15 protein-coding genes are annotated in these 14821 nt (G+C 30.5%); 6 read left to right on the top strand and 9 right to left on the bottom strand.

Annotation, left to right across the window (positions count from 1 at the left end; genetic code table 11):
* Positions 1 to 26: 26 nt before the first annotated feature.
* The 3 genes from ligA to MK083_04355 are packed head-to-tail and all read left to right on the top strand — an operon-like array spanning position 27 to position 3726.
* Entirely contained in the window at positions 27 to 2060 is a 2034-nt protein-coding gene (gene ligA, locus MK083_04365) for an NAD-dependent DNA ligase LigA (GenBank protein MCH2673687.1), read from the top strand.
* The gene (gene pth / locus MK083_04360; protein ID MCH2673686.1) at positions 2061 to 2642 is read left to right on the top strand and encodes an aminoacyl-tRNA hydrolase; all 582 of its coding nucleotides are present in this window, start codon (positions 2061 to 2063) and stop codon (positions 2640 to 2642) included.
* On the top strand, positions 2635 to 3726 hold the full coding sequence (locus tag MK083_04355) for an NADH:flavin oxidoreductase/NADH oxidase (GenBank protein MCH2673685.1): 1092 nt from the start codon (positions 2635 to 2637) through the stop codon (positions 3724 to 3726). The genes pth and MK083_04355 overlap by 8 nt, the downstream gene beginning before the upstream one ends.
* Here MK083_04355 and serS read toward each other — a convergent pair.
* Positions 3723 to 4982, bottom strand: coding sequence for a serine--tRNA ligase (gene serS, locus MK083_04350; GenBank protein ID MCH2673684.1), 1260 nt, complete (start codon positions 4980 to 4982; stop codon positions 3723 to 3725). The genes MK083_04355 and serS overlap by 4 nt on opposite strands.
* Complete coding sequence (lysS, locus tag MK083_04345) at positions 4982 to 6463, bottom strand: lysine--tRNA ligase (protein MCH2673683.1); 1482 nt, start codon at positions 6461 to 6463, stop codon at positions 4982 to 4984. The genes serS and lysS overlap by 1 nt, the downstream gene beginning before the upstream one ends.
* Before the next feature lie 141 nt (positions 6464 to 6604).
* Between lysS and MK083_04340 the strand changes: the two genes are divergently transcribed.
* Complete coding sequence (locus tag MK083_04340; protein ID MCH2673682.1) at positions 6605 to 6988, top strand: phosphomannose isomerase type II C-terminal cupin domain; 384 nt, start codon at positions 6605 to 6607, stop codon at positions 6986 to 6988.
* A gap of 1 nt (position 6989) precedes the next feature.
* On the opposite strand, the gene MK083_04335 is transcribed toward MK083_04340, so the two are convergent.
* From MK083_04335 to MK083_04310, 6 genes are read right to left on the bottom strand one after another with little or no spacing between them, the layout of a single operon-like run.
* The gene (locus tag MK083_04335) at positions 6990 to 7595 is read right to left on the bottom strand and encodes a hypothetical protein (GenBank protein ID MCH2673681.1); all 606 of its coding nucleotides are present in this window, start codon (positions 7593 to 7595) and stop codon (positions 6990 to 6992) included.
* A gap of 56 nt (positions 7596 to 7651) precedes the next feature.
* The gene (gene coaD / locus MK083_04330) at positions 7652 to 8137 is read right to left on the bottom strand and encodes a pantetheine-phosphate adenylyltransferase (GenBank protein ID MCH2673680.1); all 486 of its coding nucleotides are present in this window, start codon (positions 8135 to 8137) and stop codon (positions 7652 to 7654) included.
* Positions 8138 to 8148: 11 nt separating this feature from the next.
* Positions 8149 to 8664, bottom strand: coding sequence for an RsmD family RNA methyltransferase (locus MK083_04325; GenBank protein ID MCH2673679.1), 516 nt, complete (start codon positions 8662 to 8664; stop codon positions 8149 to 8151).
* Positions 8645 to 9631, bottom strand: coding sequence for a tRNA dihydrouridine synthase DusB (gene dusB, locus MK083_04320; GenBank protein ID MCH2673678.1), 987 nt, complete (start codon positions 9629 to 9631; stop codon positions 8645 to 8647). The genes MK083_04325 and dusB overlap by 20 nt, the downstream gene beginning before the upstream one ends.
* Before the next feature lie 2 nt (positions 9632 to 9633).
* Entirely contained in the window at positions 9634 to 10230 is a 597-nt protein-coding gene (locus tag MK083_04315; protein ID MCH2673677.1) for a thioredoxin family protein, read from the bottom strand.
* Positions 10231 to 10237: 7 nt separating this feature from the next.
* On the bottom strand, positions 10238 to 11659 hold the full coding sequence (locus tag MK083_04310; protein ID MCH2673676.1) for an MFS transporter: 1422 nt from the start codon (positions 11657 to 11659) through the stop codon (positions 10238 to 10240).
* A 53-nt stretch (positions 11660 to 11712) separates the two neighbouring features.
* Between MK083_04310 and MK083_04305 the strand changes: the two genes are divergently transcribed.
* Together MK083_04305 and MK083_04300 are read left to right on the top strand one after the other, a co-directional pair.
* A complete protein-coding gene (locus MK083_04305) occupies positions 11713 to 12813 on the top strand; it encodes a mandelate racemase (GenBank protein ID MCH2673675.1) in 1101 nt (366 codons plus the stop codon).
* 55 nt (positions 12814 to 12868) lie between these two features.
* The gene (locus tag MK083_04300) at positions 12869 to 13717 is read left to right on the top strand and encodes a DUF6159 family protein (protein ID MCH2673674.1); all 849 of its coding nucleotides are present in this window, start codon (positions 12869 to 12871) and stop codon (positions 13715 to 13717) included.
* Here MK083_04300 and MK083_04295 read toward each other — a convergent pair.
* Entirely contained in the window at positions 13714 to 14817 is a 1104-nt protein-coding gene (locus MK083_04295) for an FAD-binding oxidoreductase (protein MCH2673673.1), read from the bottom strand. The genes MK083_04300 and MK083_04295 overlap by 4 nt on opposite strands.
* Positions 14818 to 14821: the final 4 nt, after the last annotated feature.

Below are 14821 nucleotides of genomic sequence, written 5' to 3'. Positions count from 1 at the left end.
TTAGTAATAATTTATAATTTTTTTTTATGGATTCAAATCAAATAAAAAGACAAATAGAAGAGTTAAGAAAAGAAATAGAGAATGCAAACGTAGAATACTATGTTGAAGAAAATTCTTCAATGTCTGATTTTGATTATGATAAAAAATTTCGAGAATTAGTTGAATTAGAAAAAAAATATCCAGAATTTGTATCCTTAGAATCTCCAACTCAAAGAGTTGGAGGGCTGCCTTCAGAAAGTTTTTCTCAAATTGATCATACTGTTCCTATGCTAAGTCTTTCAAATGTATTTAATTTTGAAGAATTAGGAGAGTGGATAGAAAGAAATAAAAAAATAATAGGTCAGGAAATATATCCATTAATATGTGAACTTAAGATAGATGGTTTAGCAGTTTCAGTTAAATATGAGAATGGAATGCTGAATCAAGCTTCAACCCGTGGTAATGGTGTAACAGGAGAAGATATAACTAATAATGTAAAAACTATTAGATCAATTCCCTTAAGAATAAGCAGTATTGATCAATTAGAACTTAGAGGTGAAATATACTTTCCAATTTCTAAGTTCAATGAATTCAATAATCTTAGAGAAAAAGCAGGATTAAGTCTTTATTCAAATCCACGAAATGCTTCATCTGGTTCAGTAAGACAATTGGACCCTTCAGAAAGTGCAAAAAGACCAATAAATGTTTTTTTCTATAGTCTTCTAAACGGAATAGGAGAAGAGATTTATCATTCTCAACTAGAATCTTTAATACATATAAAGAAATTAGGCATGAGGACTGAACAAAATTATAAAAAAATCAACTCATTTGACGAATTGAAAAAATTTATAGATTTTTGGAATATAAATAAATCTAGTTTAGATTATGGTACAGATGGAATAGTTATCAAGATTGATAATGTAGATTATCAAAAAAGATTAGGGAGTACAGGTAGAATTCCTAGGTGGGCTACAGCTTTTAAATTTCCTCCTGAAGTAGTAGAAACTAAATTAAGAAAGATAAATTTTAATGTTGGAAGAACAGGAGTCTTAACCCCATGGGCAGAGTTAGATCCTGTAATTATTGATGGAGTTAAAATATCTAGAGCAACATTACATAACAAAGATGAAATCAAACGAAAAGATCTTAGAGAAAATGACCTTATAGAAATACAAAGAGCAGGTGAAGTAATACCTCAAATACTAGGGGTTTCTAAAAATAATGTTAGAGATAAATATTCAAAAAAATTTACTTTCCCTAAAAATTGTCCTGCGCCATGTGAAAATATCCTTTTTATAGACCCAGATGAGGCCTCAATAGTATGTAATAATTCATCATGTGAACAAAAATTTGAAAGATTATTACAATATTTTGCTTCAAAAAATTGTATGGATATAGAGGGTTTAGGAAATAAAATTTGTTCATTGTTATTCAAAGCAAATATCATAAATTCATTAGATGAAATTTATGAATTAAAAAATCATAAAGATAGACTAAAGGAATTAGAAGGATTTGGAGATAAAAGTATAAGTAAACTTTTGTTAAGTATTGAAAAATCTAAGGAAAAAAGTTTCAGTAAATTGTTAGCATCATTTGGTATAGAAGGAGTTGGTTCTGAGATATCAGAAATGATTTCAAAAAAAATAAATAACATAAATGAACTAAGTGAAAAAATAAATAATTTAGAAGACCTAAGAGAAATTTTATTAGAAATTGATGGGATAGGCCCCGTTGTTGCAGAAAATTTTATTAGATGGGTGAGTGATGAGAATAATGTTTCACTTGTGTTGAAGTTTAAGAATATTGGTTTAGGAAAAGGAAATAAGAAAAATGAGCTATCTACCGAAATTTTTCTAAATAAAGCTTTTGTTATAACTGGAAGTTTTGGTGATATAACAAGAGACAATTTAGAAACAATAATAAAGACAAATTCTGGTAAAGTTACGAACAAAGTTTCTAATAAAACTGATTACCTTCTTTTAGGAGAAAATCCTGGTTCAAAATTATTAGATGCTCAAGAAAAAGACATACCAATAATTAATTTATCTCAGCTAAAATCTTTCCTAAAGGAAGGGAATTAAATGATTAATAACTGGATAATATTGGGGCTTGGTAATCCAGGAGAAAAATATTCTGATACTAGACATAATGTTCCATGGTGGATGCTAGATATTTTACATAAGGAATTTTCAGTTTATAAGAAATATCAAAAGAATGAAAAAAATTATACTGAAATAAGATTAGATCTAAAAGGCTATAGCATTTATTTAATTTATCCAACTACATTTGTAAATAATTCTGGTTTAGCATTAGTTGAACTTTTGAATAAAGAAAAATTTACCTTGGATAAAACAATAATCATATCTGATGATATTCATCTAGAAGAAGGAAAGCTAAGAATAAGGAGAAAAGGTAGTAGTGGTGGACATAATGGATTAAAATCAATAATTAATCATTTAGGCACTGAAAATTTCCTTAGATTAAAAATAGGAATTGGAAAAATGCATGAGAATGAAGATCAAATTAAATACGTATTATCTAAAGTAAAAAATATAACTTTGGTCAATAAATCATGTGAAAATGCAGCTGAAGCATGCATAAGTATAATCGAAAATGGTATAACTAAAGCTATGGAAAAATATAATGGAGAAATTGATGTCTAAACTTTTTGAACCTATTGAAATAAGAGGGATTGAAATAAAAAATAGGTCTTGGGTATCCCCTATGTGCCAATATTCATGCGATGATGGATTTGCTAATAATTGGCATCTAGTACATCTAGGTTCAAGAGCTGTAGGTGGAGCAGGTTTAGTTATGTCAGAAGCAGCCGCAGTTGAACCTGAAGGAAGAATTAGTCCATGGGATTTGGGTATTTGGAAAGATGAGCATATAAAACCGCTAAAAGATATAACAAAGTTTATCTCTGATCAAGACTCTATCCCAGCAATACAGTTAGCCCATGCAGGTAGAAAAGCTTCTACCAAAAGACCTTGGCAAGGTAGAGGAAGAATTGAAACTAAAGATGGTGGCTGGATTCCGAAAGGACCTAGTTCTATACCCTTTGATGAAGAATCTCAAATACCCAGTGAATTATCCAGTGAAGAAATAAATGAGATTACAACAAACTTTGTAAAAGCAGCTGAAAGATCTGTTGAAGCTGGATTTAAGTGTATTGAATTACATCTTGCTCATGGATATCTGGTTCATGAATTTTTTTCTCCGATTTCAAATATTAGAGAAGATAATCATGGAGGTTCTTTAGATAACAGAACTTCTTTTGGTGTTGAAATAGCTAAAAAAATAAGGCAAAAAATAGGAAAAAATATTCCAATATTTGCCCGAATATCAGTAACTGAATATCATCCTGATGGTTGGGATATAGAATCTTCAGTTATTTTATCAAAAAAATTAAAGCAAGCAGGAGTTGATCTAATTGATTGCTCTTCAGGAGGTAATTACTTTGATCAAGAAATTGAATTAAAAAAGGGCTACCAAGTACCACTTTCGAAATCTATTAAATCTCAAGCTGAAATTCTTACAGGAACCGTAGGATTAATTACTGAAAATGATCATGCTGAAGAAATATTAAATAATAATGAAGCTGACGCAATATTTTTAGGAAGAGAACTATTAAGGAATCCATATTGGAGTTTATATTCTCAAGAAGATATTAAGGCTTGGCCCCTACAATATCAAAGATCTTTTGAAAGTATAGGAAATATTAAATATGTCAGAAAAAATGACTAAATCGAACTAAATCCTGTATATGGGACCAGAACTTCAGGAATTTTAATTGTTCCATCTTCTTGCTGGCCATTTTCTATAATAGCTACCCATATCCTAGGCAGAGCTAGACCTGATCCATTCAATGTATGAGGAAAAATTGTTGATGATGATTGAGTTTCTTTATATCTTGTATTATTCCTTCTAGACTGAAAATCATAACAATTAGAGATAGATGATACCTCTAGCCATTCCTTTGATCCGGATGCCCAAACTTCAATGTCATAAGTTATAGCAGATTGAAATCCAATATCTCCAGTAGATAATTGAACAAGCTTTGAGCTGAGTTCTAATCTATCACATAAAGTTCTTGCATTAGATATCATAGATTCTAATTGTTCTTCAGAATCATCTGGGTGAACATACTTAAACATCTCAACTTTATAAAATTGATGAACTCTCTTAATTCCTCTTATATCTCTTCCTGCAGATGTATGCTCTTTTCTAAAACTTGGAGTTCTCGCTACATAATTTCTAGGCAAACTATCTGGAGGTATGATTTTACCTTGATGTAAGCCGTTCAAAGAAACTTCTGCAGTAGGAATTAACCATAGATCAGTTTCATCATCCCTATATAAATTATCCTTAAATTTAGGAAGATTACCCGAGCCTATCATAGTCTCCTGTTTTACTAAGTAAGGAGGGTCAATTTCTTCATAACCAAATTCATCTGTATGAACATCCATCATCCAGTTCATAAGAGCTCTGTGCAGTCTTGCTCCTTTTCCTCTAAATACAAAAAATCTAGCACCAGAGATATTTGCTCCTGCTTCTAGGTCTAAAATATTTTTTTCAGGGCCAATATCCCAATGAGGTTTTATATAATTTTCATTTCTTTGAATTCCAATAATATCTTTTTCTACGTTAGATTTTTCATCCTTACCAATAGGTACATAAGCATTAGGTAAATTAGGAATATTTAACATTATGTCTTTTATTTTTTTATTTATAACTGAGAGTTCTTGCTCTATTTTTTTCAATTCTCCAGAAAGATCTTTTATGATTTGGCTTTCTTCTTTTAATGGCTTTCTTTTTTCAAGGCCAATTTTTTTTGAAATTTCATTTTTCTTTGATCTTTTTTCATCTCCCTCTGTTATAAAATTTCTTCTTTGTATATCAAGTTTTAATAATATATCTAAGTTAGAAACATCATATCCTCTATTTGCTAAGCCATTAGAAAAGAGCTCTTTATTTTCTATAATTTTCTTTATATCTAACATTATTTTTTAGTTTTTAATTGTGGAAATAATAATACTTCTCTTATTTGATCTTGAGCTGTTATTAGCATAATCAATCTATCAATACCAATTCCTAATCCACCTGTTGGAGGCATCCCATGCTCTATAGATACTAAAAAATCTTCATCAAGCCTATCAGCCTCTTCATCTCCAAGATTTTGTCTTTGTTTTTCTTGTTCCATAAATCTATTTCTTTGATCTATGGGGTCATTTAATTCTGTAAAAGCATTTGCTAATTCATGACCTAATACAAAAGCTTCAAATCTTTCTACTACGTCTTTAGAATCAGGTTTAAGTTTAGCCAAAGGAGACATCTCTATAGGATAATCAACAAGAAAAGTTGGGTGAATTAATTTTGGCTCAACCCCTTGAGAGATAAGTCTATCCAACAATATTCCCCAAGCTTCTTTCTCATCAGCAACATATCCTTTTTTATTCATTTCATCAGCTAAGTCCTTGTTATCCTTATATTTCAAGAAGTCTATACCAGTATTTTCAATGATAGCTTTTCTTAAGTCTAATCTTTGCCAAGGTGGTTCTAAATCTACAACTAAATCATCAGAAACCTTTATTTTCGTTGTTCCGTTTACTTGGATTGATACATAAGAAACTAAATCTTCAACCATTTTCATGACTGTATTATAATCCTCATAAGCTTCATATGATTCCATTGTTGTAAATTCTGGATTATGATCATGGTCAATACCTTCATTTCTAAATAATCTTCCTATCTCATATACTTTTTCAATTCCACCAACAATTAATTTTTTTAGGTGTAGCTCAGTAGCAATTCTAAGAAATAAATCTTTTTCTAAAGACTCATGGTAAGTTGAAAATGGAATTGCTCTACCACCTGCAGGAATATCAACTAATATAGGAGTTTCTACTTCTAAGAATCCTCTTTCATTCATAAAATTACGCACTGAGGAGATTGCCTTGGATCTTTTTACAGCAATTTCTAATGATGAATCATTAGAAATTAAGTCTAGATACCTTTGCCTATATCTAATTTCATTATCTTTTAATCCTGACCATTTATCTGGTAGAGGTCTGATTGATTTTGATAAAAGAGTAAGATCAGATAGATTTAGAGTCAATTCTCCCCGTCTAGTCTTAAATAAATTGCCCTCTACTCCAACAATATCTCCAATATCTATAAGATCCAAAAAATCTTTTGAAATATCTGATTCTTCTTCTTTATAATGAAGTTGTATTTTTCCTGATTGATCTTTTATATCAAAGAATATTATCTTACCCATTGCTCTTTTCGCAGTAATTCTTCCTGAAAGATATAATTTTTTAGTGGCCGTATTATGATCATCCTTATATGAAGAAATCACATCAGAAATTATGAGTCTATCTTTACCCCATATATTAGGGTAAGGGTCGACTTTCAACATTCTTAATTTTTCAAGTTTTTCAAGCCTGTCTTTTATAATCCTATCTTCAGATAAATTTTCCATGTAAATCTTTTCTAAATATTTATAATTTATAATTTTATAACTATTTCAATATCAATCGCAGTAATTTTCTCTTGTGATATTTCATTAATATATGATGTTATTGATTTTTGATATATGATTCTTTAAAAATATAATTTGAAAATGCAAGAAAACAAACCTGTAAATATTTCGTTTGATAAAAAAGAGCAAAAATCTACTAGGCCTTGGGGTAGCTATGAAATCTTATGTAAAGGTCCAGGTTATCAAACTAAAAGACTTATTATTAACCCAAGTAGTAGACTCTCTCTTCAAACACATAAACATAGAGATGAAGAATGGGTTGTTGCTAGAGGAACCGCTAGAGTTACGGTTGGAGATCAAATTTTTGAAATTGGCAGAGGGGAATCTGCTAGTGTGCCAAGAACAATAAAGCATCGTATCGAGAATATTTCAGAAATAGATCCTCTTGAAATAATAGAAGTTCAAATTGGTGATTACATAGATGAAGAAGATATAGAAAGATTATCTGACGACTACGGTCGTTAAACTATTGATTTTCTTCAACACTTATATTTTCAGCAGGATCATCTAATAGATCTAACCCACTTCTTACCTGACTTAATATTGTAGAAATTCTTTCCTCTAATGCATAAAGAACTTCTTTAGCATAATTATCAGCACCATCTCTTCTATCTCTTGCTATCTTTTCAGACTCATCGAGTAGTTTACTAGAGTCTTGCTGGGCACTCATTAATATGCTTTCTGATTGTTTTTGAGCATCAGTTATGATCTCTTCAGATCTTTTATTAGCTCCATCAACAATAGAGGTTTCTTGAATCATTTCCTCAGCTTTTGCCTCAGCATCTGAAAGAATCTTAGAGGCATCTCTCTTTGCTATTTCTCTCATTGTAGAAGCTTCTTCGTCAGCATAATTTCTTATTCTTTCGGCTTCTTTGTTAGCTTGATCAATTATAGCTTCTTTTTGCCTTGTAACCATTCCAGCTTCATCAAGTTCACTAGGCAAATTTGATATAACTTGTCTAAGGATATCTAGTGAACGTGACTTATCTATCATTACCTTTGAAGTTCCAGGTAAAGATTTTGATTCATTCACAATAGTTTCTAAATTTTTAATTTCTTCAATAATATTCATAAATCCTCCCAATATGTAAATTCTATGTCATTCCTACAGCAAAATTCTGTATTATTTTAAGCAGATTTACTGATTCTTTTCATTAATGGTTCAAACACGTGCTCAGGGACTAAAGATTTTATATCACCTTGCAAAGAAGCTATCTCTTTCACCCTACTTGAACTAACATATTGATATTTCAATGAAGAAATCAAGCAAACAGTATCTATATCAGAATTCATTTCACGATTAGTTAGAGCCATTTCTCGTTCATATTCAAAGTCTGCTCCGATTCTTAAGCCTCTAATTATAACTGAAGCTCTTAATTGTTTAGCTAAGTCAACAGTTAGCGAATTGAATGGAATAACATCTACATTTTTTATTTCTGAAACAGTTTCCTTAAACATACTCACTCTTTCATCAATATCAAAAATTACATTTTTTAATGATCCAGAATAAACACAAACTATAACTTTTTCAAAAAGCAATGAGGCTCTTCTGACAATATCTAGATGACCGTTTGTTACTGGATCAAATGTTCCAGGATATATACTTTTTACCATTTATTTCTCTCTTATTCTCTAGAAAATATTGAAATACAACTATCTCCATATTCTTTTTGTCCTTGCATATTAAAAATTTTAATTGATTTATCTATATTCTGTCTAGAAGAGTGCTCTAAAATGAGTACAGTTTTTTCATTTGAAAGGCCTACATTTACTATTTGAGTGATGATGTTTTCAAAAGGATCTTCTTTATATGGTGGGTCAACAAAAATAAAATCAAAACTTCCATTCACCTTAGAGAGTTGATTCTCACAGTTTGCCCTTATAAATTTTCCTTTGCCTATAAATCCATATTTTTCTAATTTCTTTTTTATATTTAGTAGAAATTTATTATTTATATCAACAAATGAGCATTGCGAGGCACCCAGTTCAAGAGATTTTATTCCCACAGCACCTGTTCCAGCATATAAATCTAAAAATTTTTTTCCTTCTAGATTTTTATGACCTAGGATAGAGAATATAGCTCCAAGAACCTTTGAAGAAGTTGGTCTTAATTTTTTTTTCTTAAATTGAAATCTTTTCAAAAGTTTTAGCCTCAATATTTTTATCAAAAAAATCAAAAAATAAACTTATTATTTTTTGAATGTCATTAGAATTCTGAAATATTTTTTGTCTTAGTTCCCTAGAGTTATAAAAACCTTTTGTATAGTAGGCCAAATTTTTCTTTATTTCTAAATCAAGATTTTTTTTTGGAAAATACTCCTTCATTAATTCAATATGCTTCATAATTGTTTTTTTCTTGTACAATTCTTTTTGTTCAGTTGCATAGTTATTAAATTCTTTATTAAATATCCATGGATTGCCTATTGCTCCACGACCAACCATTACAGATTTACAATTAGTGAAATTCATCATTTTTTTTGCAGTTTCATAAGACTCTACATCTCCATTTCCAGTTACTGGTATGCTTACCTTATCAACAACATCTTTGATAATTGACCATTTTGATTTACCTTCATATCTTTGTGATTTGGTTCTTGGATGAACAGTAATTCCATCTACTCCTTCTGATTGAAGCATTTCAGCAAATTCAACTGCATTAATATTTTTATCATCCCAGCCACTTCTAATTTTTACAGTCAAAGGGACTATTGTAACTTTTCTGATACTTCTTATAAGAATGGCTGTTTTCTTTATATCTTTCATTAAAGCAGCACCTTTACCTTTTTTAGTAATTTTTGGAACTGGGCAACCCATATTAATATCAATTATGCTAGCTCCTAAATCTTGTAGGATCTTAGACGATTCTGATAATGATAGAGGATCACAACCTAAAAGTTGCATTGCAATAGGTTTTTCAAATTTGGAAAATTGTGTAATAAGATTAGTTCTTTCTGATTTATTATAAAGTAATGAAACTGAATCAATTTCTTCACTAGTAACAAATCCTGATCCATTTTCTAAACATATCATTCTAAATGGTTCATTTGAAACACCAGCCATAGGAGCCAATCTAGTAATATTTTTTTCTAATAGAGAATTGAGTTTCATAATTAATTTTGTAAAGATTGACTTAGTATCTCTGATAGTTTTTCTTTTTGCGCAGAATAACCTACAGATCTATAAATTTCATCTCCATATCTATCAAAAATTATATAAGTTGGTGTACTAAAGATTTCATATTTCTTAAGAGTTGGAGTTACATCTTCTAGGTATCTATTAGCAACATCCACAACAACAAAGTTTATATCATTTTTATATTCATCTTTTAGGCTATTTAGTACTACTTCACTTAGCTTACAATAAACACAAGTTTCACTCCATCCCTCAAGAAAAGTAGGGCTTCCTGAATCTATAAGAGATTGTATTTCTGATAAATCAGTTACAATACCCATAGATCTATATTGAGCTTTTCTAAGTTCTTGGAATGAATTGAAGAAACCTAAATTAGATGATAAATCTTCATATATTTCTTTATTATTTTTAGATTTCCAGAAAGAATAATCATTTTCAAAAGTTCTAATCAATTCTGCATTATTCTTTGTAAATATTTCGCCTTTTATTTCAGATGAACTAACGGTTAAAGTATCCTGACTATTGCAAGAAAAAAAAATAAGAAATATAAAGCTAGAAATAAAAAAAAATTTCATAATATTATTATATTTGTTTTTGCTTCATTACAAAAATATTAGGAATTAATGAAATCAATAAAAAAACTATAGAAGAAATATATATAAATTTCCAAGCATTTAGAAAAATATTAATTGAATTTTCCTCAAGAGAGCCTAAGCCACTAATATCTCCATTATAATTAGCACCTATGAGTAAAAATACTGAAAGAATTACTGTTGCATAGGTTTGACCCAAAGTATTTCCCATATTTCTAATAAAACTGATTATTGAAGAAACAAAACTATATTGATTTTTGCTCAAAGAGCTATACGTCAAAGCCATATTGGGAGATCCCCAAAGTCCTTTACCAACTCCCCCTATTACAAGAAATATTGTTATAAATTTCTTAGATGAATTTATGTTAAATTGAGAAATCATTGCATATGAAAAAATTAGCATTAAAAGGCCTAATATTATAAATTTTTTTCTCCCAAATTGATCAGAAAGTCTCCCTCCAATTGGCGCAGAAATTGCAAAAGCTAAAGCTCCAAAAATCAACATAAATCCTACCTCTGATTCATTGATACTTAATAAGCCTGTTAAAAATATAGGCATCATAATCATATCCGCACTCATAGACATAAACGCAAAAAGTCTGGTGTTAATTGCTAAACTAAAATTTTTCTTTTTGAATAATCCGAAATTTAGAATAGGATTTGAGATTCTTAATTCCGTAATGATAAAAGCTATGCAAAATGGAATAGATAAAATTAGAAATATAAAAGCATAATTTGAAAAAATATTTTCAATTGATAAATTCTTTAATCCAACAATCAAAGTAACAATAAAGCTTACACCAAATAAAGTTCCTTTATAATCAAAATAATCATCTTTTCTATTTGAACTTAAATTATCCGGTCTTAACAAAAAGTAACCTAATATTAAAGCTAAAATCATAGGTATTAATAAAAATAAGTATACGTATACCCATCCAAAATTATAGACTAAAACTCCTCCTAAAACTGGCCCAAACATTTGACCTAAACCAACACTAGTACTCATCATTCCTAGGGATTTACCACGTTCAGATTCAGGAAATAAACTACTTACTATTGCGCCACCTACGGATTGTCCCATTCCAGATCCAATTGCCATTATTATTCTTGAAAAAATTAATACTTCAAAGCTATTAGCAAAAACACCAATTATTGTTCCTAATATAAAAATTAAGATTCCAAAAATATGAATATTTTTTCGACCAAATCTATCTGCTATATTTCCTGCTGGAAGAAGAATTGCTGTAACAGTTAACAAATGAACTATTACAAGCCAAGATACTTGATGAATAGGAGTATTGAATGATTCAGAAATATCTTTTAATGATATTAATATAGCACCCATACTCATTACACTTACAAATAAAGATAGAGTAACTGCTAAGAATGCAATCCATTTATAATTTTTCATACAACAGGTATGATAACATAACATTCAAATTAGATTTCTAAACTGGAGAAGAGATGAAAATTACTAATGTGAAAGTAGAATTATTTGACTGGCCGACAGAGCCTTGGAAAACCAATGATCACACACAATTTGGAGGTACTGTTCAACTAGGGGTGGTTACAGTAGAAACTGATCAAGGTGTTAGCGGTAATTCCTTTTTAGGAAGTTCTAGAGTTGGAGCAAATCACCATGCTCCTGGATTAATTGAATTTATAAAACCAATAATTGTTGGAAGAAATCCGCTGGATATAGGGGCAATTTGGCAAGATATGTGGAAAATGAATAGATCTGTTTCTACTTATGTAATTGCTGCAATTGATGTTTGCTTATGGGATATTAATGGAAAAATAGCTAATCAACCTATTCATAGGCTTATAGGCACATATAAGGAAACTGCACCTGTCTATTCTTCAACCGCTTATCATGCTACAAAAGAAGAATATGCAGAAGAAGCCATTAAATTCAAAGAGATGGGTTGGACTGCTCATAAAATTCATCCACATGGTGAACCCAAGTATGATATTGAAATTTGCAAAGCAGTAAGAGAAGCAGTAGGAGATGATATGAAGTTAATGTTAGATTCCATGTGGTCATATCAATATGAAGATTCAGTAAGAGTAGGAAGAGCGATAGAAGATCTTAATTTTTATTGGTATGAAGACCCACTAGTAGAAGAAGATATTTATAGCTACAAAAAGCTTCATCAAAAGTTAGATATTCCTATAATGTCTACAGAATATGCTCCAGGAAGATTTTATGGCATGGCAGAATGGATCACAGAATATGCCACAGACTTTCTAAGAGGAGATGTCCCTGTAACTGGAGGTATTACTCCAATGATAAAACTCTGTCATCTTGCTGAAGGTTTTAATATGAAATGCGAGATTCATCATGGAGGTAATTCTTTAAATAATGTTGCAAATCTTCACCTAACAATGGCAGTCCCTAACTGTGAATTCTTCGAGTTTTTCCCATGTACAGGAGCTAACATGTTTGGTTTGATTGAGGACATTAATTTTGATAACGGATATGTAACTGCTCCAACTAAACCAGGGCTTGGATATGAAATTAATTGGGATTTACTTAAGAAAGCTCAGACAGCAACTCTTGAGTAATTCATAAAAAAAATAATATAATTAAGTTTAATTTAGTTATGATCAGGAGCATATTTTGGTAAATCAAGGATTCTTTGGTAATATATCAAACACTATTCACCTTATGAAATCATGCGTAAAAGTCTTAAAAAAAGATAAGGAGCTTGTTTTATTTCCGATTCTAGCCGCATTATTTGTAATTATACTTTTAGGAGTTATATTTTCTATGGGTGGAATCAGTTTATCTGAAAATCAAGATGAACAAGGTTCTATAATTCCTTTAGCAATATTAATTTTTGGAGCTAATTTTATTGTTGTATTTTTTAACTCAGCTTTAATTTCTGCAGCACTAGAAAGACTTAGGGGTGGTGATCCAAATATATCTTCTGGTCTAAGTCACGCATTCAAACATATTCACCATATATTCCTTTGGTCAATAATAGTAACTATAATGGCATTAATTTTTGCAGCTATAAGATCAAGTGGTAGAAACAGAGGAATGATGGGACAAATCATGACTGAAATTTTTGCAAGTTTTCTACAAGCTGGTTGGGCTATGATGACATTTTTTGTAGTCCCAATTGTTGTTTCAGAAAATCTGGGTCCTATTTCTGCAATAAAAAGATCTTCGGGTTTGTTTAGACAAACATGGGGTAACCAAGTTGCTGCAAACTTTGGATTTGGTATTTTCCAAATACTAGCCTTGCTTGCTAGTGGTGCTTTAGGATGGTTTTTTGGATTAGTAAGCCCTACCCTCGGTATGATAGTTGGAGTTTTATGTGCTAGTATTTCAGTTTCAATTATTTATACATTGGAAGGAATATATAAAGCTGCGCTTTATGAATTTGCAATGGGAGAAAAACCATTAGAATTTGAACAGCAGGATCTTAGGACAGCGTATAGGGCCAGCGCATCAATGGCTTAATTTTTGAACCTTTCATGAGAAAAAGCAGAAACATCTATTTCTGTTTTTTCATTAGATGTCATATCTGAGATCAATTTACCCATTGCTGGAGCTAGAAGTATTCCTTGTCTTCCAGTACCTGAAGCCAAGAATAAATTTTCATAAACATCAGATTTAGAAATAATAGGCGATTTATCTACTGAAAGTGGTCTTAGACAGGCTGTCTGTAGTACAAGTTCAGACTCTTCTAAAAACGGAAATATCTCAACAACAGATTCAAGTATATTATTAAGGCCATAATTTGAAGGATTCTCGTCAAATCCTTCATCTTCTTCAGTTGTTCCTGCCCAAATTAACCCATCCTGCTTTGTAGTGACATAATTTGGACCCCAATGAAATCCCTTGTCAATTACTTCGTTACTTCTCAATCTTAGAATTTGACCTTTTAATGGTTTAATTGGGATCTGTATACCAAACCATTCAGAAAAATCCATACTCCAAGGACCAGCTGCAATAATTGTATTCTCAGAAATTATTTTATTACCATTAGATAACTTCAATTCATAGATTTTTGAACCTGAGGGAATAAATTTTAAAACTTCGGAATTGATTATTTTTGCTCCTAATTTTTCAGCAGCAGTCGCTAATGCCAAGGTTATTTTGTAAGGTTCTACACCTGATGAATAATTAGATACAAGACCAGATAAAACTTTAGGACCTAGTCTTTTATCAATTTTTTCTAGATCATTCTTATCACACCAAGAATAATTATTTGAGTTTTCCTTATATATATCCCTTAGAGTAGATTCTTCTTCCTCATCTAATGCTAATTCTATATTTGGGTAAATTTTATAACCATAATCAATCCCAGAAAAGTCGGGTAATTCCTGAGATAGATTTTTATGCAACTCGTAAGAATATTTGCTAATTTTATCGTACGGAGAATTTTCATCCAAACCCACCATTGGAGTTATGCCTCCATAGGCGAAACCAGAGGCATGACTAGCTACTGAGTCTCTTTCAATTAGAACAACCTTTAGACCCTTTAAGGACGAATAATAAGCTGCAGCTGAGCCTACTATACCTCCTCCTATAATGGCTAAATCAAATTTTTCTTCCATAATT

It is taken from the genome of Dehalococcoidia bacterium (genome assembly GCA_022451965.1).
Taxonomy (GTDB): domain Bacteria; phylum Chloroflexota; class Dehalococcoidia; order Lucifugimonadales; family Lucifugimonadaceae; genus TMED-70.
The sequence above is the reverse complement of the archived record's forward strand: the minus strand, read 5'-3'. Positions and strand labels throughout refer to the sequence as shown.

Bases quoted from the DNA above. Each gene is read 5' to 3' on its own strand.
- ligA (MCH2673687.1), top strand. From the start codon at position 27: ATGGATTCAAATCAAATAAAAAGACAAATAGAAGAGTTAAGAAAAGAA.
- pth (MCH2673686.1), top strand. From the start codon at position 2,061: ATGATTAATAACTGGATAATATTGGGGCTTGGTAATCCAGGAGAAAAA.
- MK083_04355 (MCH2673685.1), top strand. From the start codon at position 2,635: ATGTCTAAACTTTTTGAACCTATTGAAATAAGAGGGATTGAAATAAAA.
- serS (MCH2673684.1), bottom strand. From the start codon at position 4,982: ATGTTAGATATAAAGAAAATTATAGAAAATAAAGAGCTCTTTTCTAAT.
- lysS (MCH2673683.1), bottom strand. From the start codon at position 6,463: ATGGAAAATTTATCTGAAGATAGGATTATAAAAGACAGGCTTGAAAAA.
- MK083_04340 (MCH2673682.1), top strand. From the start codon at position 6,605: ATGCAAGAAAACAAACCTGTAAATATTTCGTTTGATAAAAAAGAGCAA.
- MK083_04335 (MCH2673681.1), bottom strand. From the start codon at position 7,595: ATGAATATTATTGAAGAAATTAAAAATTTAGAAACTATTGTGAATGAA.
- coaD (MCH2673680.1), bottom strand. From the start codon at position 8,137: ATGGTAAAAAGTATATATCCTGGAACATTTGATCCAGTAACAAACGGT.
- dusB (MCH2673678.1), bottom strand. From the start codon at position 9,631: ATGAAACTCAATTCTCTATTAGAAAAAAATATTACTAGATTGGCTCCT.
- MK083_04315 (MCH2673677.1), bottom strand. From the start codon at position 10,230: ATGAAATTTTTTTTTATTTCTAGCTTTATATTTCTTATTTTTTTTTCT.
- MK083_04310 (MCH2673676.1), bottom strand. From the start codon at position 11,659: ATGAAAAATTATAAATGGATTGCATTCTTAGCAGTTACTCTATCTTTA.
- MK083_04305 (MCH2673675.1), top strand. From the start codon at position 11,713: ATGAAAATTACTAATGTGAAAGTAGAATTATTTGACTGGCCGACAGAG.
- MK083_04295 (MCH2673673.1), bottom strand. From the start codon at position 14,817: ATGGAAGAAAAATTTGATTTAGCCATTATAGGAGGAGGTATAGTAGGC.